The following is a 24,630-nucleotide window of genomic DNA, read 5'->3' on the forward strand; positions in this document are numbered from 1 at the left end:
AATAAAAATTCCAAGCACTACCGTGACTACATATTATTTTTTTAAAAATAAAAAAACACCGAACAATTTTGCTCGGTGACTAACAGGTTGATTTAATGACTTCAATTAAACTTTTATATGCTTTAAACTTGTCCATGCTTTCTTTAAATTTAAATATTTCGGGATTTATGTTATTTTCCTTATCCTCGATATCTAAAACATCATACTTCAATATCAGATTTTTAAACTTATGATTTTTCTCATACAGCGAATTAATAAGAATTAGTTCAAATTCGGCATTCGACCATTGGGCACGTAACATACCAAAGTAATATCTTCTATCACCTATTATTGGTTCACGTCCCGTCTTCTCTTTAACTTTTTTCTGTTCATGCTCATCATCAACTACATTATTTACTATAAATTTTACTATCCTATAGTTGTTTCTCATGTAATGTCCAATATCATTTCCATATTCGTCATGAAAGTCTTTATAAACCTCGTCTAGATCCTCTTGTTTAAGAATGGCATCACAAGCAAAGAGCTTATTTAAATATATTTCATCAAATTCATCAACATGTTTCCAATGACTAAAACGTGAAGACTTCTGCTGTAAAAAATAGTTATGTTTTGCAATGTTCTGTTTGCAAATATTTGTTAGCATAGCTATGGCTTCTCGACCAGTAAAAGTTTTTTTATCATAATAGTCATCTATTTTAATATTATTTACAATTTGATGATGTAAGGAAAGCATATTAAAAAAGGCATTGTCTATTTGTTGAACTTTTGCTGTAGTATTTCCTGTTTCAAATTCTTCACGTGTTAATTTAAGTTCTTCCCTTTGAATAGCGATCGTATGTATTACAAAAAATATGCTTGCTAAAGAAAGCAACCCTACTGTTGTTCCCCCAAAGAAATCTCCTATGGTACCTAATGAATCAATTTGCTTTACAGTAAATCCTGTGTTTGAAACTAACATTATAACAAAGGGATTTAATACGGCAAGTATAATAGTTACTATACCTGCTATAGACCATACACTTTTAACTTCTCGCTGACCTTCTTTCAATCATCTTCCCCCCATAAAACATATGCTTTTATATCATTCCACACCTTTTATTCATTATATCATTTTATAGTTTCACAATACTATAAATTAATTATCTAATTGTCTATTCCTTCACCAGAAAAAAGAGAATACTTTATATAAGCATTCCCTCCTGAAGATTATAACCTATAATTAACTTACGATAGTCCATCTGTGGCATAGAAAGCTGCTAAAGAAAGCAATGTCATCCGATTTATTTTAAGACTTTCACTATCATATACCACTACTTCAAACCTTTCTGTATTCCTATTTTTTCTTATTTGTCCCAATGCTGCAAATGGTACATTTTTGTATTCTTTCAGATACCTTTGTATATGATGAAAATATCCTATTGCATCAGGACTGTTTGCTGTAAAAGCTTCTTCAAATTTGAAATCTACTAAAACATTGTTATTTTCAATAGTTATCGTAGCTTGCTTCTTTTCATAACTCACTGATTCCAAAAAACCATATACTGTTTTTGTTTTCATTATATCGGTATCTTTTATTCTATCAGCCATCTTACTACTTCCTAGCCTAGGTTTTACAGAATCATCAACTTTTGAAGCATTTCCCTCATCACTTAAGTCTAAAACAATAGACGTATCTGGTTTAGGCGAAGTATTTGTGACTCTTTCTTTTTTCGAACTATTTCTTCTTTCTTCTCTTTTTCTTCTTTTTTCTTCTTCAGTCATCATTAGTAAATCGAAAGCTCTGTCTAGTGAAGCATTTTTTTGTTTCCTAGTTAAAATCCCGAAAACTTCTCCTTCTTTGTATGTCCCTGTCTTTCCTTTTACATTATCAGTATGGTGGTCACATTCAGGAGAATGTTTTTGGAATCTCCAATTTCTAAAGTATCCACGATTTAGCAAACTATCATATACATAACTCATTTTTGCATCGCATCCTTCAGTAGTACAAAACAAAAAACCTCGATACTTATCCTCGTATTCTTGAGTTGTAATTAAATTTACGTTAATGGTGATTTCCTCCAACTCAGTACGATAAATTACTTCATCAACACTTGCCATTATGCTCACCTCTCTTAGTATAAAAGCGCCTTTTAAAAAGTTAGATTTTTTCGAATATACATATATTAATATTTTATAACCCTTAATATACTTTGTCAAAATAAGTAAAAGAAATATATGATAGGTACTGAAGCATCGCAAAATAAAAACAACTTATAAATTACTCATATATCGTTAATCTTTAAACTCTCTTTTATTGAGGGAGTACGCAAAAAAAAGAGAGCCATTTAACAGCTACCCCTTTTATCAAACAATATCTTCATCTCTTATATATTAGCCAAGGTAGACATACCTATATTACGAATTAGAAATAAGCACAAGTGTTAAATTATAAGTCATCCCTCTGGAGAGTTTTGAATATGCCCCTCTTCAGGGGTATATAATACTGTAAAACAGCATTCTTTTAATGAGTAAAATGTTATCTTTATGAAATAATTTGTTCCTAGATTTAGCCGCTAAAATTGCGGTGCACCATCAAATTATATGTCAGTATGTAAGCCTAACATTTTAGGATAAGATTACTTACATTATTAAAAGAAGAAAAAGTGCAGCATATCGAAATAGAGAAAGAACTACCTATTAAAACCACGGATGTTAACAGAGCACTAACACAACAAAATAACAAAGTAGATGCAAATGGAACTTTAAAATAGCAAGATTCAATCTCTGTACTAAAGTACATTTTTAATAAGTTAATATCACCGATAAGAAAAGCTCGACAAACAAAAGATACCCAATATAGGATTCTTATGAATCAGTTCATATCAAAAAGTATCAACTTACTAATTCAAATCTATAGGTCTGAAATAAACCTTGATATAAAATGGGTGATAACTTATTTCATCGTGACTTTATTTCAAAACTACAGAAGAAAGAATTTTTTTCATTTTAAATGTAGCTATCTTGAAAATAAAGTTTGATAAGAATATCTTTCCATATCTTACAACAAGAAAAAAGAAGCTATTTCTAAATAATTTACCCATTAAGAGGAATAGTAATTATTATGAATCTTCAACTTGAAGAATACGAAAGGAGTTAGTCATCATGAGCAATGAACCAAGAATCAATGATCGATTTCCAATCAGAAGTGAAGATCAACTTTCATCACCTATTGTGGATCCCATCCATGAATGTGCAGAAGCTGTTTATGTTCATGGATTCATTCCACATGCAATCATTAAAGTATATGCGAATATAAATGAACTTATTGGTGAAGATGCACCTTCCTTCGGATTCGGACAAATTAATCTAAAACGGCCACTAAAATTAAGTGAATCCATCACCGCAACGCAAACTGTAGGGAATACAACAAGTAATCATTCCAAAGACCCAGCAATTGTATCCGCCTACGAACCAATTAATGGCCAGTTCTCTAAGCCAGAGCTTGGTAAAACTCTTTATGATTGTGGAGTAGTAGTGCCTACTGGAAATCTAGTTCCAGGTGTCAAGATACACATCGCAGAGGACGGAACAGAAATAGCTTCTAAACCGACAAGTACAACCTGGGATAGCGTTGTGACACCGCCGTTACACAAAGACAAGTTGGTTACTGCACAACAAATTGCCTGTGGAGATGACCTGGCCAAACAAATTAAAAGCGATTGGTCTGATCCAGTTAAGGTCCTACCAATACCAAGTCCAATACCAAGCCCATCTGTAGACCAACAATCATTAATCGTTGGCAACGACACCGTCACATTAAACAATCTGCTAGTAGGTGCCCAAATTGAAATTTTTGATAACGGCAAACGGATTATGACAGGGATGGCTGCAAATGGGACAAGTAACTTCTTCCCCGTGAATCCACCGATTCAATCGACTTCAGCTATAACAGCAACTCAGGAGTTATGTGGACACGTGGGTCAAACACCAGGTGCTGTTAAACCTAATACTGAGCTTACCCCCCCAGTAATCATAGGTCCAATTTGCCAAGGAGCACAGTTTGTCGTAATTCGAAATACAGTGATTAACTCTAATGTTGTCATTTTTCGTAATAATTCTATTGTCGGTTATGGTGGAGCTGTAACAGGAGACTTGATTTTAAGTCTTGGAGATAATTTTACATTGAATGCAGGTGATGTAATTACAGCCATACAATACATAGGATCAACAATCAGTCCTATATCCAATAGTGTCACAGTAGTTGAGCATTTAGAAGTTCCATCCATTGAAATCCTAGGTGGGGAACCCTTTTTTCAGAATGGTCAGTTAAAAATTGATGGACCTGTTTTCCCGAGAGGTCGAGGAAAAGGGCCAGTTATTAATATCCAAACTTGTTGCAACCATAGTGTTAAGATCCTAATACAATCCTCAACTGGAGAAATAGTTGCAAAACTAAAGCCATTAGAACTGTTTCCAGGATACTTTACAGCAAACTGGGATTGGCAAACATTGCAAGGTTGGTCAGTGCCTTCTGGGATTCCAATTGGTGAATATTCCATCATTATCCCTCCAAACGGCTGTCATCATAGAGAAGCTCAAGCAAAATTTTATATTATTTTCAATCCAGACGACGTTGGAGGCCCATCACGTTTTTCCTTCAACGATACTGCAGTTTGGTTTGGAACTGACAAAAATCAAACAAGGTCCCTACTTTATAATTTACACCCTTATGACTCTAGGGTTTTTTCTATTGCAATCCAAGCCGCTAAAGGTGAAATTGATCCTCTCAAAGCAGCAATTTTAATCACCCATGCAGAGGATAAACTTTTCCAATATAGCCTAGACTACCATACGAACGATGTAGTCGATTTAATAGAACACTTCAAAGAAGCCCAATGTGCCGATGATGCCTGCTGTCTCACTGCCTTACTCCGTTCAGTGGGTATTCCATCTCATCCTGTCACAGCAGATGCTGCTATAGAGACAGGAGCTGCAAACTGGACCTTTGACACTTGGGTTGAGTTTTTAACACCTGTACCAAATGGTACAGAGTGGTTGGTTATTCATCCTCATCAGTATCCTAATGATCCCCCAATGTCCCGAAAGGATTTTGGGGCAAATAAACCTGTCGCTACTAAAAGTTTTAATGACATCATTGTAATGGCAAATGAAAACTGGGATTGGAGTGAAGCTGGAGATAATTCTCCTGACGTTACATTCGATAGAAATAATTGTAGCGAACCCGAACAAACATTAAATAAAAAACCATGGATTGGAGAATTATGTGAAATTTATTGGAAAAATCATTGGGATTGTCAAAATGCCCTTAGGCATCCCTTTAGAGCCCAAATCCATTTTGAAGACATTGAACGTCATTTTGAAGGGGTAATTTCTGGTTCAATTTTCCTTTTCAATGAAGGAAATAATCGAACGTTCGGTCGTATGGGAATTGAATTAGTTAGTCATCGTACTGAAAATAAAGCATTTCCAGAAGAAATATTTGACGAAATTTCAAACAAAATAACATTGAATCCCATGGAAAAGCTACATGTTCCTTTTAAACTCCAACTACCATCAACTATAGCACCAGGTCAAAATATTTATCTAAGGGTTCGAGTAGACGAACGAACCGTAGAACTTCATCCGATTCAATTTCAAAGCGCCTTCAAAAGTCAAATACACTCGCCTAGAATACTTCAGATAGGTGAAGTATTTGAGATTACCGCAGTTGTAAACAACATAAGCAATCACAATTTAAATAAATTAGATCTTGAATTAAAACTGCCCTATGCAATTCGCAGTGACCATTCACTTGAACTAAGAATAGAAGAACTCCCACCTAAAAGTGAACATGTATACTCTTGGTTAGTCCAAGCCGTATCACCTATGGATGCTGGAACAATTAAACTAACAATAAATGCTTCACAAGGTGGTTCGAGTTTGTCTACTATTAACGTCACTGTCACTAATACGGAAACGCATTTAACTAACATTTATCCAGGAACACATACAAAGTATAAAGATTAAATGAGTTTACAAAGTCCTTTCATTTTACAATATAAACTTGGTATAAAATGATATAAAGATGAATCAATTCCTAATTATATATTTCATTTAGAGGTGTTCTACGCTTTCACGTAGCGCACCTTTAAAACTTCCCTTTAGAAATCTATTTTATTGAAAATTCTTTTTATTACGAACTGCTAAAATGGATTCTCCAGCTTGTGATGACTTCGACTAAAGTAAGGGACCGTACTTTTATGTTTAACATTTAATTTATATATAATGATAAATGTTTTTAATTTCCTCTAAACAACGTTACAAAAATCTCACTGAAGTCCACTGTAACTCCCTTTTTCTTTAATTAATCGGTAAAAATAAGCTATCGTTACTATCAATTTTCATATACTGTTTCCCTTGCAATGTATCTAAGCGCTGAATTACATCCGAACGTTTCAATCTAGTTTTTTACATACTTTTCAAATAAGAATTAAGGCGATTTCATTTTGGTAAATTCATAACTTAAATAACATTACTTATCCCTATCTCCCACCCACTTAACAAGAATTTCCTCCTTCGTTTTTAACATACTAAGACCATCAGAAAATTAGAAGCTTATATATTTCTTATTTATGTTTCTTTTTATATAAACTCCAATAATCTCTAAAAATATATAATTTTAGACATAAATTTACTTATAACGATCCTATTTATTGTAATTTTCTATATTTTTAGATAAAATATATCCAAATTCTGTTATTATTAATACATATACTGTAATAGAATGAGGAGGATACAATGGATACTTTAGTCACAGAATATGAAGTAGTCGCTAATATGTTAAATGATTGGTATATTGAAATCCGTGCAAGACGAATTGATAACGCTCACCAGCTAAAAGAAGAAATTGATAATAGAATGAAAGATGTCTCGGATCAGAGTTTGCACTTATATTACTCCCTATTAGATTTTCGTTATAAATGCATAGTAGATAATTTAAATATCTCAAAAGATTGCTTCGACAAAGTAGAAACTTTTCAAATTCCAAATGATAATATATTAACCTACTACTATCACTTCTTTAAAGCAATTCATGCAAGTACCGTAGGCAACTATTCAATAGCAAGAGATCATTATGATAAAGCAGAAGAACTTCTAAATGAGGTATCTGATGAAATTGAGCAGGCTGAGTTCTACTATAAAATTGGTGCCTTCCATTACGATATTTACGAATCACTCCAATCAATTAAGTATGTTAACAAAGCTAAAGAAATATTCTCTAAACATGAAGGCTATGAACGAAATATTGGATTCTGTGAAAACCTTTTAGGCATGGCATGTACTAACTTAAGAGAATGGGCATTAGCGGAAGAACATCTTGTAAAAGCAATGGATCTGTTCCAAAAAATTGGAGAAGAAAAATTCACTATAATGGTTCGTCATAATTTAGGTTTATTATATGCAGGGCAAAATATGTCTGAATTAGCTATTCGCTACCTCTCTCAAGTATCTGAGAAGAAACCTAACCACTATAAAGCAATTTTCATCGAGGGCAGAGAACACTCTAAACTAGGAAACCTAGAAACTGCTAATACTTTATTTGAAAGAGGATTACAACTCTGTACAGAACTAGACAATGAAGAATATCAACATCGATTTAAAATTTTGAGAGACATTAATAATAATGTCCCCGCTGAGAAATTAGAAGCTACGGTTCTTGCAGGAATTGAATACTTTGAACGAGAAGATTTATATGAGTATATCTATGAATGCTGTAATGCTTTAGCAGAAAAGATTTTTGAACAAGGCCAACATGCCAAAGCAGGTACATACTTCTATAAAGCAATTCAAGCTAAGAAAAAAGCCGATGCGAAAGGAGCTTTAAAATGAAAAAGCTAATTAAAGTGATGAGTATTGCTGCTGCTCTAATGTTTACATTGGGAATTACATCTCAAACAGATAGTCACGTAGTAAAAGTCGTTCAAAGTATGATGGCAGACGGAGACCACGGTGGTTGATGTCCTTTGACCCGGAATATATTCCTGGGTCTTTTTTATTGATACAAGATATAAGTCGTTAGTTTAAACTATATTGTTGGGAAGGAAGGCTTATAAAAAGGAGGGGGAAAATGATTAAATACCCAGGAATTTCACCTTGTATTAGATCCGTTGTAATATTTTTCAAAAAGCATCTGTTAATAAAAATTCTAATCTATCTAAATAAATTAAAAATTCCGGTTTATTATAATCCCTAATAAAATCCCCTCAAATTAGAAGTGTAACATCCATGTTTACTCACAGTCTTTTACACATTCTACTTTAAGGGGAGAGTATCCTATATTCTTATATATTCTCATAATAATTTGATAAACTAAAGAAAATTTCTATGAAGCTATGAGTTAAGAAATTCTTTGTTTACAATTAGAAAACTAATTAACTATGTCATAAATACAATAAATATTACATTATTATAAAACGATATATTTATTATTAACTTTAACCTATAATGTATCGATATTAGTAAGCTTTATTATAATTTAATATGCAGATCGTTTTGGGTTTGCTAGTCCCCATTCTTTAATTTGTGCCACCACTCTCCCTCTCATCTATTCAATCAGTAATTTTATAAAGCTCCCGTTTAAAAATATTCCAGTTTGTACGAATATGAAACAAATTAATAGATTGACAACAACTAATCTTTAAGTTTCACATACATGTATTGTCTTAAAAATTTCTTAAATTATTAAATCAGCAAAAACAACATACTTAGAGCATTGAATAGAATGTCCTTAAATGTTGAACATAAAAAAAGAGCGGTGTGTATTTTCCGCCCACAAATTAGAGAACATAATCGTTTTAATATGTGTTATTTTTTAATAATATCTATATCATTTACTTTTTTAAACTCAATAACTGCGGTTTCTATATTGGCACTGTACTGATTAAGGTACTCATGTGCCTTATTTAGAGCTTCAGGGTCGTTTGTTTCTTTAAACAAACTAATAGCTTTTGCTGCCAATACAAGGTAACGCGTAGCTATTTCCAAATCTGTATGGGCGGAATTGTATTCATCAGGTATTTTCATCTTTTTGATTTCTCTTTGTGATTCTTCTAGATTTTTTACAGTGTCCTGAATATTAAGTATATCTGTTAATATAGTATTTGCTTCTTCTTTCGAATACACTACATTACCCTTTTCATAGTAGTTAAAGGCGTTTTCAATAGCTTTTTGAAATTGTATAGCATCATGTTGGAAGCCTTCAACATTAGATACAATTTGTTCTTCATACGATTCTTTTGATATAGGTACGCAACCTTTAGTTAGCCAAATTAATACAAAAATACAAATTACACTTCCAAACATTTGTGAGATAGTAGCGTCTCCGTTACGAATCCCTGATATTATAACCCATACAAAAACAAGTATTAGCAGAATACCGACAATTAGTCCTAAATTCAATTTGAATTACCACCCTTTTGAAATGAATTTTGTTAAAATTATATATTTATATATATTTTTATTATAATTAAAATTATATATAGTTCAATGTTCTTACTAAACATAGTTTGTAACGACTCTCAATTCAACGCAAGGGGATTATTTTAGAAATGGCATCAACCCGCTGAGAAATTAGAAGCTACGGTTCTTGTAGGAGTTGAATACTTTGAACGAGAAGATTTATATGAGTATATCTATGAATGCTGTAATGCTTTAGCAGAAAAGATTTCGAACAAGGCCAGCATGCCAAAGCAGGTACATACTTCTATAAATATTAACAATGTAATACTGATTGGATACATTACCATTATTTTCACTCCTTTCAAAATCATAATTAACAACATTTAGTAATTATAATATAAAAGAAAAAATTTTTTCCATTTAAAAGATTCTTTTTACATTATATTTAAAATCCCCCTTCATAAAAGAACATACGCTCTTTTATGAAGGGGGCAATCACAGTGTATGACTATTCAATCCTAACGAATAGAATCATCTTATGTGTAGTTCTATGAAGTTTTTACGATTCAGTAAGTTGCATCAAAATGGGATTAGACCCTATGCATACAAAGTTAGCAGTAGTCGGTGATGTAAATAGAAGCGGTTCAATCGTTCTAGCCGCAACTCCACCCTTAAAAGCATTGAGTGTAAAAAAGAATATATGGTTTGGTATTTAAGAATGCAAATCAGACTGTATTTGATACTATGGAACATTATCCCTTATATTTTTCATTCCTACTGCTACTTATGTTATTTCTAAATTAATATGTTCATAATTAAAAAAGAGGGTGCTCGCAGCTCCCTCTTTTTTTAGATAATTAAATATGCTCTCCATGATCCATAAACACTTCAATAGTTTCATTTTGTGATACGTCTTTTGCATTAGTAAGACCAAAAGTAAAAACAGCGGATAACATCATCATTAATAAGATTGCTTTTTTCATTTTAGCGCCCTTCTTTCTATACTCTTTTTGTCTGCATCTAAAGCGATGTGTAAATACTTGCTGGCTTTTTCGTGATTTTCTGAACCATAGAATATATTACCTAAAAGATAAGCATATTCTTTTACCCAATCATATAATTCTTCTCTTTCAAAATACGAAATACCTTCCATGACCACCTTTTCTAATTCTTCTTGTGGTGCATAGTTATGTAATGCTTTTAAAATTTGAAAATGATGACGATAACATAAGTCACTAATCTTATAGCCATTCTCAATATATTCATTAGCATTATGATTGTGACCTAACTTAAAATGTTCTCTTGCTAAAAGAAACATCGTTTTAGCGTTGTTTTCTAATGATTCCTCTAAATGCTTAATTGCTAACTCTGACATGTTTTGACTTGCATATAAAAGTCCTAAATTGTGCTTTACACGTTTAGTAAGACTTTCGTCATGAGATTTTTGGAAAGTACCCAATGCTGAAAGTAAATATTCTTCTGCACTTTCGAAATCACTTAAGCGAGTGTGTGCCATCCCTAAAGTATTCAAACAAGCAGCAGTTTTTAATTCATACCCTGGACTAATTGAAAATACTTCATTTGCCTTCGTAGCAAATTGAATTGCTAGGATTGGTTTCAATATGTGATAGTAATGAACTGCAAGCCAATAATTAAATTCAGCTTTTTCGATTTCATCATGCATGTACTCTAAATACTTTTCAGCTTCTTCAAATTGCATTCTTGCTTCACTATGGTTTGCTGTATTAGTAGCATAAATTGCTTTAAATAAATGATGATAGTACTCTAAAAATGTTTCTGTAGGCTCTTGTAATGGCTCAATTTTATCCAAAATATCTTTTGAACTATCCATATCACGAATTAGCAGATTATACCGCGCATTCAATAAAGCATAGTAGACTAATATTGTTTGGTCTTCCTTAATATTATTGATTTTATCTGCGATCTCTTCTTTTATTTTATTAGACTGTAATACACGTTGTGAAATTATAGCTTGATACCAGTCGTTTAATAATTTTGTGATTTCTTCTTTAGAAATAATTTCAACATTCATATACGCTACCCCCTTTTGTTAAATGTTACCACAACATACTTGTTTATATAAATGATTTTTTGAATATTAAAACTTGATAAATTTTTTCGAATACTTATATTAAACAATGTTAATTTTAGATTTATTTAACTACCCCCACTTTAAATAATTATCTGTTAGTCTTACCAATCCAATTAGTACAACAGTTAACATGATACACAGGGAAGATTTAATTGAATAGAAAATATATTTTGAATAACTTCCCTTAAAATTAGTATCAGTATCCCTCATTCCCTCGTCTACCGATTTTAATATCCGTATTTCTTCAAGTACACATATATATGATTTGATTTTATACGAAAAACCATGAATTATTAAAAATTTAGTTTCAGATAGAATACGTAGACCATAGGAGTTGGTGTTTCTTAATCCAGAATACATTACTGGGTTTTTTTATCATTTTAGCCAAGAAGACTCCTTCCTCAAGGAACGCGAAGTGAGTAGGTGGGAGATGAATTGGCTTCGAACAAGGGATGGCAAGAAGCCATCTTAATTGTTCGACATACATAAAGTGTTACTTCACTATCAATCGAATGTACGTTTGGTATATAATAGTCATATACCGAAATGGAGGTGAATCAAATGATAATTAATAAAGCCTATAAGTTTCGTATCTATCCAAATCAAGCACAAGCAATTCTAATTAAAAAAACGATAGGTTGTTCTCGCTTTGTATTCAATCATTTCCTATCCCTATGGGATCACGCATATAAAGAAACTGGGAAAGGTTTAACATATGGTACATGCTCTGCCAAACTTCCTGCCATGAAGAAAGAATTTGTTTGGCTAAAAGAAGTGGATAGTATTGCGATTCAGTCGTCTGTTCGCAACCTTGCGGATGCGTATACACGCTTTTTCAAAAAACAAAACAGCGCACCGCACTTTAAATCTAAGAAGAACAACGTACAATCTTATACCACAAAACAAACAAATGAAAACATTGCCGTTGTAGGGAACAAAATAAAGTTGCCAAAAGTCGCGAAGTAGAGGGGCGTATTGTCAATGCTACAGTTAGACGGAACCCTTCTGGTAGATATTTTGTGTCACTATTAGTTGAAACAGAAGTACAAGAACTTCCGAAAACAGATTCTTACATTGGAATAGATGTAGGACTAAAAGATTTCGCTATTTTGTCAGATGGAACACACTATGAAAATCCGAAGTTTTTCCGATCATTAGAAAATAAGTTGGCGAAAGCACAGCGTGTGCTTTCTAGAAGAATGAAAGGATCTTCTCGCTGGAATAAACAACGAGTAAAGGTAGCTAGAATTCATGAATACATATCAAATACTAGAAAAGATTACTTGGACAAAATTTCAACTGAAATCATCAAAAACCACGATGTTATCGGTATAGAGGATTTGCAAGTATCGAATATGTTAAAGAATCATAAGTTAGCAAAAGTAATTAGTGAGGTATCTTGGTCACAATTTCGATCCATGTTAGAATACAAAGCAAAATGGTATGGCAAACAAGTCATTGTCGTATCGAAAACATTTGCTTCCAGCCAATTATGTTCTTGTTGTGGATATCAAAATAAAGACGTTAAAAATCTAAACCTACGTGAATGGGACTGTCCTTCTTGTTGTACACACCATGATAGGGATATTAACGCAAGTATCAATCTAAAGAATGAAGCGATAAGGCTTCTAACCGCAAGGACTGCGGGGTTAGCCTAATCAATTAGAGTTCGTTAGAACTCTTTACTTAGGAATCCCTCACTTCTAAACGAAGTGAAAGTGGGGGTAGTTCAATAGTACAAGATATAAATCGTCTGTTTGAATTATATAGTTGAGAAGGAATGCTTAATAAAGAAGGAGGATTATGATGAAATATCAAACAATATTTCCCTCATTAAAAAAATCGCTTTTTATCTTTATCCTTTCTTTCAGTATGTTAATTTTCACACTCCCTACCTCTATCTTTGCACAATCCAATAACAATGCAAATCCTGTTACAAATTACTATGTATCTCCAACAGGAAACGATCTCAATCCCGGTACATTAGATCAACCTTTTGCTACCATTCAAAAGGCTGCTAACGTCGCTAAAGAAGGAAGTACAATCTACATAAGAGGCGGAGTTTATAACCAAAAAGTCCGTGTCAATCATTCTGGTGCCTCAGGAGCACCCATTACTTTTCAAAATTACCAGGATGAAAAAGTCATTCTTGATGGTTCTAAAGTCAAGTTAGAAGATGATGGGTTATTTACAATAGAAGACAAAAACTATATTCAAGTAAAAGGATTAGAATTTCGTAACTTAAAGTCAACGAAAGTTAACGAAACCCCTATTGGTATTTATATCACTGGAACAGGAAGTTACATCGATATTAAAAATAATTATATTCACCACATTGAAGCAAATGTTAAGGATGGAAATGCACACGGTATTGCTGTATACGGTACTTCATCTAGTGCACAAAATAATTTAAATCATATTGTCATCGATAATAATGAAGTAGCAAATTTGAAATTAGGATTGAGTGAAGCAATTGCTGTGAATGGGAATGTAGATTCCTTTGAAGTTACCAATAACAAGGTACATGATAACAACAACATTGGAATTGTTCTGATTGGACATGAAGGCGTATCTCCAGTAGCTGCTTTAGATCAAGCACGGAATGGAGTTGTTCGTAATAACATTGTCCATCACAATTCATCCATCAATAATACGAGTTATAATGAATATTCAGCTGATGGTATTTACGTGGATGGCGGGAAAGAAATTATCATTGAGCAAAATCAAAGCTATGAAAACGACCTTGGTATTGAAGTAGCTAGCGAACATGCAGGAAAAAGTGCAAGCCAAATTACCGTTAGAGAGAATACGATATCCAATAATATCATGAGTGGCATTGCAATTGGTGGGTATGACAGTCAGCAAGGATATGCCGAGAATAACACGATTACAAATAATATTATTTATAAAAATGACACAAAAGATCAAGAAAGTGGCCAAATCGAATTAAATTACGATATCCGCAATAATGTGATTACCAATAACCAAATCTATGCGAGTAATAGCCGTATTTTTATTAGCAATAATTTTAATAAAAATACTGGGAACAAACTTGATTACAATCATTACTATGGTGAATTCGATCAAAGTAATGGCTTATGGCAATGGAAAAGAAAAACATATAAAGGATTTTCATCTTATCGAGCAGGTATGACCCAAGAAGGAAATGAAGAACATAGTGAATTTAGTAAATTATCCCCTGTGTTCAAATTAATTTTAAAATAAAGCAAATTTACTAAAACAATATTACCTTAGCTCACTTCATCTCCCCTCTCCTATAATGTCAAGGATGAATTAAAAGTTGCAGTTTCAATTGAAACTGCAACTTTTCCATACTTATAAAGACTCTGTATTTATTCAGTAGGTACAGAGGCGTATACATAATGATTTAGTAAGCCGTAGTTAATTTCGCTTAACAAAAAATATTTATCTCCCCTTCCTTACTTCATTATTTCAATTAGGAAAATGTGGGGAAAACACTCCAGATAAAATGATTAACTCTTTTTTCTAAATTAGTTATATTACCCCTTATAATAAAGATATACATATATCCTACTACACTTCAAGAAGCTGCCATGCAAGTCATAGATGTTTTACTCCTTACAAACTATGAAGGTGAACATTGGTTTTTCCAAAAAGATTACCAAGTAACCATCTCCACCGTTGATGGATTGGAAAGCATACTTAAACGAAGATTAAATAAAATAGAAGTCCCAACTTTGACGCTAGAGGAAATAATCAATGGTGTCTATGAACTGCTCCCTGACATTAAAGGCAGTAGTAATGAATATTACAACAAACAATAAACAGTGGAGTGTAACAATTGGCTTAATTGGTGACGGACAGGAGATCTATTCTGAAGAAGAAGGTGGTATCGTCCTCTGGAATAATGCGATCGCTGGAAAAAACGTGACTGTTCACTCTTCTAGACATCCTAATTTCTTATTCACAAATGCAGCACATTATAGAACACATTCTCAGCTACATTTAAACTCATCTTTCCGTGCTCATGCAGCTTTAAAATACTATGAAATTATTAATTCTTTATTAGATGCTAATTTTGAACAAACAAAACAGCTTATTCATAATCTACCAATTGGACATTATCAACTTTTTATTACACGTGATTTAGGCAAAGCCAAACTTACTTTTCATCAGCTTTATCAGGATGATACAAAAACAGTTGGTTTTCTCTATGCTGGTGGCGCTGATCGTCAAAAAGAAGTCCCTGTTCTACCAAGAGATGAACGATATGAACGCCCTAGTAAGATCGCTCAATACTTTAACTATCCCGAATCCCAATACTATTGTATATCGCTCAACTATAATGGCTCAACTGAATTCCAAACACAGGGACTTGAACTAGATATGACGCTCGTTCATTGGGATGATGATCTATTTGGTAGGGGCAGCACTATCAATGGGGTGCCGAAGATCCATTACAAATTTAACTCAATGCATATCGAGTTATTTTAACAAGAGGTCGGGATGGAACAATTATTTACATACCTCCAAAACCCATTCTAGATGAGATTTGGAGCTTATTTATAAATCATTTAAATATTCCTGAATTAATGCTTTAATACTTATGACAAGAGACTATATTCTAGACTCCCTCAGAATAAGAATTAATGACATTTACGAAACACATAATGAACAAATCATTTGAGAAATTCTATCATGTCAAGGTCGCGGGAGAGCTATCCACATACACCTTGGCATCTATTTAGCTAATTACAAGATGTGAAAAACGTACTTACTCCCCTTTTCATTAAGCAGGTAGCGATTTCCTTTACACTAAAAGAATGCTTATAAGATATCTCAACTTTATTACTTAACTTCCAGAAAATGCGAATCAAGAATTTATTATTATAAATAATCTAAAACCTTATTTCATTGTGTTATACTAATAAATAGTTATTTTATTAAAAATTACATATGGAGTGATATTATGCCTATTCAACGAAGCGGTCCTGTACCACCTTTTTTTGAGTACGTAACTAGCAAAGCTTTAATTCCACATTATAATGGAAATACAACAACTACAATCACAAACTTAGGCATCCACGAATGGATTGAAATTCCTAGATATCAGAGGGGAATTTCATGGCAAATGGATAATGTTGAAGAGTTTTTAAGCTCACCTTCCATTTTGTTAGGAAATGTAATCTTGGCCCAATTTCCACATAATGATCGATTTCCTAACTTCCCATTCAATAATTATCTTATACTAGTAGATGGTCTCCAAAGATTTTCGGTTGGTACGATGATATTAGCTATTTTACATAATAAAGTCTTTCATGCTAATGCACCGTATCACTCTTCTAATTCAAATCATTTTACAAATTTAAGTGCTAGGGTCTTTCCTCTTTCACCAGTGTACTTACATAACGATAATGAGTTTTCTAATCATCCTAGAAATGCAATTGCACATCAATATAGACGACTTAGGGCTGAAGTAGAGACTTATATCGAAAACATGCTAAACCAAGGAAACGGACTAAGATTAGCACAATATATTCAACAAACTTTTCTGAATAGGCAAGTAGCGGTTGATATTTATTTCAATTTTAGTGGTCCTATTGAAATTATGAACACATTTTTAGGAATAAACACTATAAGGGTAGACTTGGGTCCTGTTGATTTATTAAGAGCCTTAATTATTGAACAAGGTGCTTCATCTGGCTGGACAGCAGTACAGATTGACGATATTGAAAATGATTTCACAGGAATATTTACAACTAATGATAAACCTGATTCCAGTTTACTTCCGTTTGTTAATGTTCTTCTTAAAACATTAAATTCTAATCCCAATAGGATATTCCCATCGTGGAGTAGTAATTTGCAACTAACAGAAGTTGATGATTTTCTTGATTTTGTTCAAACCTTTAAAAACCCAGCTCAAAATAGTTATTTCCAAGAAATAAGAGAATGTGGTGCAATTCCTTATGCAATTCTTATGTCATATTATTATATCAACGTAGTTCATAATGGTGCGAGTAGACCTTCATTTTTAAATGGAGGAAATTCTGAGGATACTGAATTAAAAGCGCTATTAATCGCTAGTTATAGAGTATTACTAAATGGTACAATAGGTAGAACTAGGATTTATGCTGAACAAATTATTGAAGGAACACTTATTCATCCATTGGGTGGGATAGCTGACCAAATTTCTAGAGATTTTATTAATATAACTACCCAACAACAACTAGATTTGCAATGGTTAGTGTCCGCTCTTAATAAGGTTGATAAAAATAAATCGAAGCGCGTGTTTAACGCCATGTTATTACCTATGCATGGAGCGTCAGTCACGGACTTTTATGCAATAACTTTTGGTAGAGCTGCAGCTAATTTTCATGTAGATCATTTAATACCACAAAGCCTACTAAATAACGCACAAGGTAATGAAGGGGAAACACTAAGAAACTTTGCACCATTACCTCAAAGTCAAAATAGAGAAGCTAAAGCAACACATTGTTCTTCAAAATTATCACCAAATGGTATTTATGCAAACTACCTTGCTGGAGGAAGTCACTTTGTTCATCCATATGGTCAATGGTTAGTAGATAACTATTCATCATTTCCAAATCCTTCCGATTTAGATCGACCAGAGCTATTGGAAGTAAATCAGCAACCAGATGTAGGTACAGAAAGAATTCAATATATTGCTGATATACTAATTAATAGAATGTAGTAATTATCTTCTCTTTTTCTTAATAAGAGGATATCCCAAAAGGATATCCTCTTATATTTTTTTGTCTTCCAAAGATATGACTAACATACTAGTTTCAGAGTATTATATTTCACAACCTTAATTTATCTTTCTGTACATTTAAAAATTGATATTTATACGCGAGTTACCAAAGGCAAGTGCCAAGAAATGTAGGTAGTTAGTCAATAACAATGGTTCATTTAATTGCCCTTCAGTATTGTGAGTGTATCACCATGCCTATGCAATGTCCATTATAAAAGAAGTGTAAAAAACGTTATTCTTTCTAAAAAGATACTAGAAAGAATAACGTTTTTATGAATTTTTCGATTCAACATGAATTACAACTTTTTGCAGAAAAATTACAACAACATTTTACAATTTCATACATAGACAATTATTCAATGGTATTATCTGTTCCTTTAAAAACTTGCACCAGAACCTTTCTTAGATACTAGTAGGTTCGGAGACTAAAATTGTTTTAATGGAATTAATCTCTTTTCTTTCATTAGTAGTTGGATCAAATCCCATTAAGTTACCAATAGCTGTATCAAAATTTTCAAGTGCTACCTTTTCCGTAATTAAATTCGATAATTCTGGGAGGTCTATAGCACAGGATAGAGCCTTTTCCATCATATGATGCGCTTCTCCAGTTCCAATAATTGTAATACCTTTTGATAGTAAATCAAACGGTTTAACCGTAAACTCATAGGTATCATCAAACCCCATTGGAATAAGTCTTCCGCCTTTTTCAATTAACGGATATGCCCAGTCTAGTTGATTACCTATGGCATCAAAAATTACATCGAATTTTCTTCCTTGATTAATTCGGTAGATTTCTTCTAAAGTAAGTTTTTGCGGATGATATACATATTTAGTTATTTTTCGTGCAGCTTCTGTTCTAAAGGGACCAATTTCCGTGGCAACTGTAATTCTAGAAAGCTTTCTAGCAATCATCTGAACTAATAGTCCAATTGGCCCAGACCCTAAAACTAGAACGGATTCATCTGGTTTTATATTAGCTTTTTCTATAACGCTAAGAACACATGAAAGAGGTTCAATTAATGTTGCTCTCTCCCATTCCATTGAGTCAGGTAATTTATAAATAAATCTATCTTCTCCAACGTAATACTCTCCAAAAGTCCCATGAGAACCAATTCCTAGCTGCCATTCATCAAACTCTTCGCAATAGCATGTTAAACCTTTTCTGCAGTAATAACATTTCCCACAAAACTGGGTAGGATCAATTACAACACGGTCTCCCACAGTTACATTTCTAACTTCTTCTCCTACCTCCACTACAACCCCAACCGATTCATGTCCCATAACCATATTTGGAGCGGCATACATCTTCCCTTTTAATACATTTAAATCAGTCCCACAAATCCCAGTACCATAAATTTTGACTTTTACATCATTATTTTTTTGTATTTGAGGTTCTTCCACTTCTTTATATTCTAATGCTTTATTTTCAGTCCATACCAATGCCTTCATACTTTTTCACGCTCCGTTTCCAATTAATTTTCTCCAATAAATTTTGGTGTAATTCTTTGGTAGAAGCTGCTATACATGACTGCTGGTTAATATAACTAAGATCTGTTAAAAGAGTTTCATCTAAAGAGTTACCATATGCGTCAGTAATAATTACTCCTGCTTTTTTCGCTAGAAATACACTAGCAGCTATATCATATGGAAAGAGGTGTAAGACTTGACCATTTCCTACCCTTTGAAAATCTGTTAACAAATCTGGATAATCTTTAAGAAGTCTATTCCCGATATCTACATATGCATCCATTTGACCTGTAATAATTCGTGAAATAGAATAAGATGCACTATTAAATATAAATACACCACCATTATTTGCTGACTCATCAATTAGATGTCCATAAGCATCAATCATTAAGTTAGTAGGATGACCGTTAAACTCAAAACTCCAAAACATATTCTTAATATCTTTACCCTGACTTAAGTTTGGTAATTGGCTATTATAGCCTTCAAATTCAATGGAATTTGAAAAAATATCACTATACATGTAGTTACCTGTTTTCAGTTCCATTAAAAACGCATATTCAATATCTTTAATTTTAGAGTTGTCCTTGTATTTTGCTAAAGCAATAGAAATACAAGACATTTCAAGTCCTGCAGCTGCAGGGCGAGTACCATCAATTGGATCTACAATTAAAATATATTGTGGATTTTCTCCAAAAATCTTAAGTCCACCATCTTCAGTATAGAATGCAACCGGTTCTTTCTTATCTGCTATATAATCTAGAACCGCATTTTCTGCTGCAGCATCAATATTAAACTGCGCATCTCCACCTGGGGAATATCCATTTACCAAACGGTTTTTCAAAGTTCCCTTTTGACTTTTCACCTTATCATATACGTATTTTCCTAACTCAATAATATAGGTTCTCATTTGATCTCCTCCAATAGATGAGTTAATTTATAACACAATTCTTCTGCTTCACTTAGAGTAATAGTAAGAGGTGGACGAATTTTAAAAACATTTCCGTAGCCATATCTAGACGTTCTGATAATTATGCCATGATCCATAGCACGTTTTGCAATATGATTTGTAAGCTCAACATCGGGTTCATTATTATCTTTTACTATTTCAACCCCAATCATTAAACCTACACCCCTTACATCTCCAATAAACTTAAATCTTTCTTTCATTTTTTCTAAACGTTCCATTATATAATTTCCAACGACAGTCACGTTGTCCAAAAATCCAGGTCTTTGTAATATATCAATTGTGGTACATGCTGCAGCAGACGCCATTACATTGGATCCATAAGTAAAAGAATGATGATGACCAGGCATTCCCACATACTTCTCTTCGGTAAGAATAGCTGCAACTTGGAATCCAGTTCCACCTAATCCTTTAGCTACTGTCATCATATTAGGTTGTACATCAAAGTAATCAGCAGCAAACATCTTACCTGTTCTACCAAATCCAGTTTGTATCTCATCAAAAATTAATGCAATATCGTGTTCTTCACATAATTTTTTCAATGCTTTGAAATATCCTTTTGGTGGAACAATATTTCCTCCATTTCCTGAGATCGGCTCAACCATAATAGCTGCAACATTCCCTGTACTTGCATATTCAATAAAATCATTAATCCTCTCCACACATAGCATTCCACAAGAATCAGATTTTTGATTATAAAAACAACGCATGCAATAAGGGTCTGGAACTTGCAATCCAAAGGAAAATTGAGGTGGGAATGGTTCTCTTCGAAAAGCATTTCCTGAAAGAGCTGACATCATATATGTTTGTCCCAAATGGCTGCGGAACAAAGAAATAACATCACGTTTCCCAGTATTGTATTGTGCCATTTTGATAGCACCTTCATTTGCTGCTGAACCACTGCTAACTTTTGGGTGTGCTCTTGTGAGATTGCTAGGAGCAATTTCAACAAGTTTCTCTGCTAATTTATTTACGGGGTCTGTTTGATAGGATGAAGTAACATGAATAAGATTATCCATTTGACTTTTTACTACGTCGATCACTTCTTTATTACTGTACCCTAAATTCAAATTGAATGTAGCTGATGCGCAGTCAAAATATTTATTTCCATTCTGATCGTAAAGGTAGATACCTTCCCCTCTCTCCATAACAACATCGTCTACTTTGTAATACAGACTGTCAGGGTTTGTTAAACTTTTAACTTTACCATTCATTTTTACAACACTCCTATTATTTTAGTAATGTTAAAATTTGTTTGTTAGGGGCCCCACCTAACAAATAATGGATTATGACTGTATTTACTTATGCACCAAATTTCGAAAATTGTTATTAAATAACAGTCTCATAATATAATGTGAAATATCCATACTACAAGTTAATTTAAAGTAAATTATGTTGAGAAAGTAAAAAATAATGAATTTTTAGAAAAAACAAAATAAAAGGTAGTATAATTAAAAATTATTACCATCTAAAAATTTAATTTTAAAATTTTAATTTTTTCTATATAACAATATTGGTAATATCTAGATATTAAATATTTAGTATATGCAATTGATTTAAACAATAAATTACTTATAAGGGGGAGAAATAGTTGTTAAAACGTTTACTTTGGATAAGCTTCTTTTCGTACATGTTAATCGCTTTTACCTTAGTCATCATTGGTGCAATGCTACCTGAGATTCTACTTCACTATAACCAAAATTATAGTAATGGTGGTTTACTCATCTTTGGTCAATTTGTTGGTTTTTTATTTGGTGTACTTAGCATGCCTTTTCTAGTTAGAAAACTAGGACGTAAAAATGTTGTTCTCCTGGGTTTAATTATGATTAGTGTTGAACTTTTTTCTTTTTTTCTACCAAATTGGTATTTTCTTTTTCCATTAGTCGGGTTAGCAGGATTCGGGGCTGGATTAGCGGAATCTTGTATTGGCACAATCATCTTAGTTACATTTCAAGAAAAACAAGCCTCAGCAATGGGTAAACTAGAAGTTGCATTTGGATTAGGCGCACTATTTATGCCACTTTTCTCTAGCATACTTATAAGTAAGGGTATTTGGGAATATGCATTTTTGATATTGGGGTTGAGCTCATTTTTAGTTATGGTTGGATGGAAGGTATTGTCTTTTGGTGAAGTAGATGAATTTCTTATAAAAAATACAAATATCAATACACCTGTTAATAAAACAACTGGTTCTTATACTAAAAAGACGTTTTTAATCATTACATTTTCTGCAATATATTTCTTCTGTTATGGTGGGAGCGAAGTATCTATTGTTCATTTTTTACCTTCACTTTTCATGGAAGAGTGGGAAGTCCCTAATTCTCTTGCAACACTGACGGTAACTGTTTACTGGACGGCAATGGTAATAGGGCGTGCGTTAACAGGTGCTATCTCTGAAAAGCTTACCTATAACAAGTTTTTACTTTCAATTAATATCGGCGGCTTAGTTGTACTTATTTTGCTAGCCATTAGCGGTAATGTTTGGTTAGGTTTCTTTCTATGCTTCTTTCTGGGTTTATTTATGGCAGCAATGTTTGCGATTGCCTTAATTATCACAAACCTATATTTTCCTGGTCAAACAGAAAAGACAACTAGTATATTATTAGCTACAAACGGCCTAGGTGGCTCGTTGATCCCAATCATTATAGGACAAAGTATGGATAAGTACCCTGTCCAAATTACTTTCTGGTTATTTGCCTGTATCATGTTACTAATGCTCATATTGACAATTGGAATTCAAGTTTTAGGAAATACTCATTTATCAGTTATACGAGAACATGAAAACAATCATAAAATTTAGATTCTAGAGTCTTGATGTAAGTATATAAAGAAGGACAAGCATAATCATAGATTTCCGATAAACCATATTTTATAACACCTCCGGGATAAAAATCCCGTGGATTTTCAATAAAGAACGGCTTAGTTTTTCATTTTGAGGATATTTGCTTTTCTTAACTTCATAGTAATGTGGTAGCAACACATCGCTATCAAGCTAACATTATACAGCGTCTAGTATAGTAGAGATTTTTTCTTTTTTTAAAACCAGACTTAGAGAATTTAAAGGTTTGCATGCAAAATGAAACCCTATCGGGTTTCATTTTTTGAATTAGGCCGCTTGACTATCAGAAATGGTATAATTATAAACGACACTTAATATATCAAAGATGTTTTTTCTCGTATCGATGAGATTTCCGCCCATTTTGCTGTAGGAGGTTGAACAGGCGAATGAGAATCTTTGATAGTTCTTGGGTGTCTTTTTGTATGGCTGCATCCTCCTGCACCTGGATAAACGAATGAAAAGGAATCTGGAAGTTGAAATGCAGTTGAATCTAAAATACGAATACGCTTAAAAACAGAAGTATATGGAGAAGAAATCTGTATAGATGAGTTCAATTTTTGGCTTAGTAGTTCAGCTAGTATGTGTTGTAAAAATTGGACGGCTGCTTGATTAAATCATTGGGTTCAGTCCCTCGGGACTGATGAGCACTTCTGTCGAGGCTTCTAAACAGCTAGATAACTGAGTTAAAGACGTCGTAGCGATATTTTGGTTCATCCATACACATAAAGCGACTAAATCTTTTGCTTGATACTTACTAGTTCGTTGTACAAAACCAACATCTCTAGCAAGATCCCGTAAGGTATTTGGAGATAAAAAACTTTGAATCTCTTGAGCAAATAGTTGTAATTCATCAGACACAGAAACAGACATAAAAAACGCCACCCTTTCCTATGATTCTACAGAAAGAATAGCGTATTTTTTCATTTTAGGGGGGATTTTGTTTTATTAGCTTGATAGTGATGTGGCGGCACCCCTATAATTACATATAAATGTTTACAAAAGGCTTGTCGTTCCCTTTTATATTTGATTGACATTTATATTACTCGATATCTAAA

At 33.0% G+C, this 24,630-nt stretch carries 14 protein-coding genes and 5 pseudogenes; 9 read left to right on the top strand and 10 right to left on the bottom strand.

Annotated features, from left to right (window positions below):
- Nucleotides 1-79: 79 nt before the first annotated feature.
- Together DN407_RS29540 and DN407_RS29545 are read right to left on the bottom strand one after the other, a co-directional pair.
- Nucleotides 80-1,048, bottom strand: coding sequence for a putative phage abortive infection protein (locus tag DN407_RS29540; protein ID WP_149217046.1), 969 nt, complete (start codon nucleotides 1,046-1,048; stop codon nucleotides 80-82).
- Nucleotides 1,049-1,224: 176 nt separating this feature from the next.
- On the bottom strand, nucleotides 1,225-2,097 hold the full coding sequence (locus DN407_RS29545; RefSeq protein ID WP_149217047.1) for a hypothetical protein: 873 nt from the start codon (nucleotides 2,095-2,097) through the stop codon (nucleotides 1,225-1,227).
- 1,044 nt (nucleotides 2,098-3,141) lie between these two features.
- Here DN407_RS29545 and DN407_RS29550 point away from each other — a divergent pair.
- The 3 genes from DN407_RS29550 to DN407_RS32480 all read left to right on the top strand — a co-directional run bounded on the left by DN407_RS29550 (nucleotide 3,142) and on the right by DN407_RS32480 (nucleotide 7,997).
- Nucleotides 3,142-6,006, top strand: coding sequence for a transglutaminase-like domain-containing protein (locus DN407_RS29550; RefSeq protein WP_149217048.1), 2,865 nt, complete (start codon nucleotides 3,142-3,144; stop codon nucleotides 6,004-6,006).
- 771 nt (nucleotides 6,007-6,777) lie between these two features.
- On the top strand, nucleotides 6,778-7,869 hold the full coding sequence (locus tag DN407_RS29555; protein WP_149217049.1) for a response regulator aspartate phosphatase: 1,092 nt from the start codon (nucleotides 6,778-6,780) through the stop codon (nucleotides 7,867-7,869).
- The gene (locus tag DN407_RS32480; RefSeq protein WP_255446534.1) at nucleotides 7,866-7,997 is read left to right on the top strand and encodes a hypothetical protein; all 132 of its coding nucleotides are present in this window, start codon (nucleotides 7,866-7,868) and stop codon (nucleotides 7,995-7,997) included. The genes DN407_RS29555 and DN407_RS32480 overlap by 4 nt, the downstream gene beginning before the upstream one ends.
- 847 nt (nucleotides 7,998-8,844) lie before the next feature.
- Here DN407_RS32480 and DN407_RS29560 read toward each other — a convergent pair.
- Nucleotides 8,845-9,438 carry a hypothetical protein gene (locus DN407_RS29560; protein WP_149217050.1) on the bottom strand — a complete coding sequence of 198 codons (594 nt, stop codon included), beginning with the start codon at nucleotides 9,436-9,438 and terminating at the stop codon, nucleotides 8,845-8,847.
- A gap of 500 nt (nucleotides 9,439-9,938) precedes the next feature.
- Between DN407_RS29560 and DN407_RS29570 the strand changes: the two are divergent.
- Nucleotides 9,939-10,133, top strand: a pseudogene (locus tag DN407_RS29570) (Y-family DNA polymerase); the annotation flags it as partial.
- Between the two features lie 162 nt (nucleotides 10,134-10,295).
- Here DN407_RS29570 and DN407_RS29575 read toward each other — a convergent pair.
- Together DN407_RS29575 and DN407_RS29580 are read right to left on the bottom strand one after the other, a co-directional pair.
- A complete protein-coding gene (locus DN407_RS29575; RefSeq protein WP_149217051.1) occupies nucleotides 10,296-10,421 on the bottom strand; it encodes an aspartate phosphatase in 126 nt (41 codons plus the stop codon).
- Nucleotides 10,418-11,491: a Rap family tetratricopeptide repeat protein gene (locus tag DN407_RS29580; RefSeq protein WP_086389387.1), complete on the bottom strand. Its 1,074-nt coding sequence runs from the start codon at nucleotides 11,489-11,491 to the stop codon at nucleotides 10,418-10,420. The genes DN407_RS29575 and DN407_RS29580 overlap by 4 nt, the downstream gene beginning before the upstream one ends.
- A 621-nt stretch (nucleotides 11,492-12,112) precedes the next feature.
- Here DN407_RS29580 and tnpB point away from each other — a divergent pair.
- The 4 genes and pseudogenes from tnpB (at nucleotide 12,113) to DN407_RS29605 (ending at nucleotide 18,245) form a co-directional block, all read left to right on the top strand.
- Nucleotides 12,113-13,209, top strand: a pseudogene (tnpB, locus tag DN407_RS29590) (IS200/IS605 family element RNA-guided endonuclease TnpB).
- Between the two features lie 148 nt (nucleotides 13,210-13,357).
- On the top strand, nucleotides 13,358-14,776 hold the full coding sequence (locus tag DN407_RS29595) for a right-handed parallel beta-helix repeat-containing protein (protein ID WP_149217052.1): 1,419 nt from the start codon (nucleotides 13,358-13,360) through the stop codon (nucleotides 14,774-14,776).
- A 323-nt stretch (nucleotides 14,777-15,099) separates the two neighbouring features.
- A pseudogene (locus DN407_RS29600) lies at nucleotides 15,100-16,134 on the top strand (DNA/RNA helicase domain-containing protein); the annotation flags it as partial.
- A 368-nt stretch (nucleotides 16,135-16,502) separates the two neighbouring features.
- Nucleotides 16,503-18,245, top strand: coding sequence for a DUF262 domain-containing protein (locus DN407_RS29605; protein ID WP_149217053.1), 1,743 nt, complete (start codon nucleotides 16,503-16,505; stop codon nucleotides 18,243-18,245).
- A gap of 462 nt (nucleotides 18,246-18,707) precedes the next feature.
- Here DN407_RS29605 and DN407_RS29610 read toward each other — a convergent pair whose 3' ends face one another.
- The 3 genes from DN407_RS29610 to DN407_RS29620 are packed head-to-tail and all read right to left on the bottom strand — an operon-like array spanning nucleotide 18,708 to nucleotide 21,950.
- Nucleotides 18,708-19,754 (bottom strand): zinc-dependent alcohol dehydrogenase, encoded by a 1,047-nt coding sequence (locus DN407_RS29610; RefSeq protein ID WP_149217054.1) that lies wholly within the window; start codon nucleotides 19,752-19,754, stop codon nucleotides 18,708-18,710.
- Nucleotides 19,732-20,679 (bottom strand): inositol monophosphatase family protein, encoded by a 948-nt coding sequence (locus tag DN407_RS29615; RefSeq protein WP_149217055.1) that lies wholly within the window; start codon nucleotides 20,677-20,679, stop codon nucleotides 19,732-19,734. Before DN407_RS29615 ends, DN407_RS29610 begins: the two co-directional genes overlap by 23 nt.
- On the bottom strand, nucleotides 20,676-21,950 hold the full coding sequence (locus DN407_RS29620; protein WP_016083062.1) for an aspartate aminotransferase family protein: 1,275 nt from the start codon (nucleotides 21,948-21,950) through the stop codon (nucleotides 20,676-20,678). The genes DN407_RS29615 and DN407_RS29620 overlap by 4 nt, the downstream gene beginning before the upstream one ends.
- Before the next feature lie 377 nt (nucleotides 21,951-22,327).
- On the opposite strand from DN407_RS29620, the gene DN407_RS29625 reads away from it, so the two are divergent.
- Nucleotides 22,328-23,536 (top strand): MFS transporter, encoded by a 1,209-nt coding sequence (locus tag DN407_RS29625; protein WP_086389391.1) that lies wholly within the window; start codon nucleotides 22,328-22,330, stop codon nucleotides 23,534-23,536.
- Between the two features lie 306 nt (nucleotides 23,537-23,842).
- On the opposite strand, the pseudogene DN407_RS33030 reads toward DN407_RS29625, so the two are convergent.
- Both DN407_RS33030 and DN407_RS29630 read right to left on the bottom strand, forming a co-directional pair.
- Nucleotides 23,843-24,002: pseudogene (locus DN407_RS33030) on the bottom strand (IS4 family transposase); the annotation flags it as partial.
- Nucleotides 23,995-24,445, bottom strand: a pseudogene (locus DN407_RS29630) (transposase); the annotation flags it as partial. The pseudogenes DN407_RS29630 and DN407_RS33030, both read right to left, overlap by 8 nt.
- Nucleotides 24,446-24,630: the final 185 nt, after the last annotated feature.

This window comes from Bacillus sp. JAS24-2, from assembly GCF_008274905.1.
In the GTDB taxonomy this organism is placed as follows: Bacteria; Bacillota; Bacilli; order Bacillales; family Bacillaceae_G; genus Bacillus_A; species Bacillus_A cereus.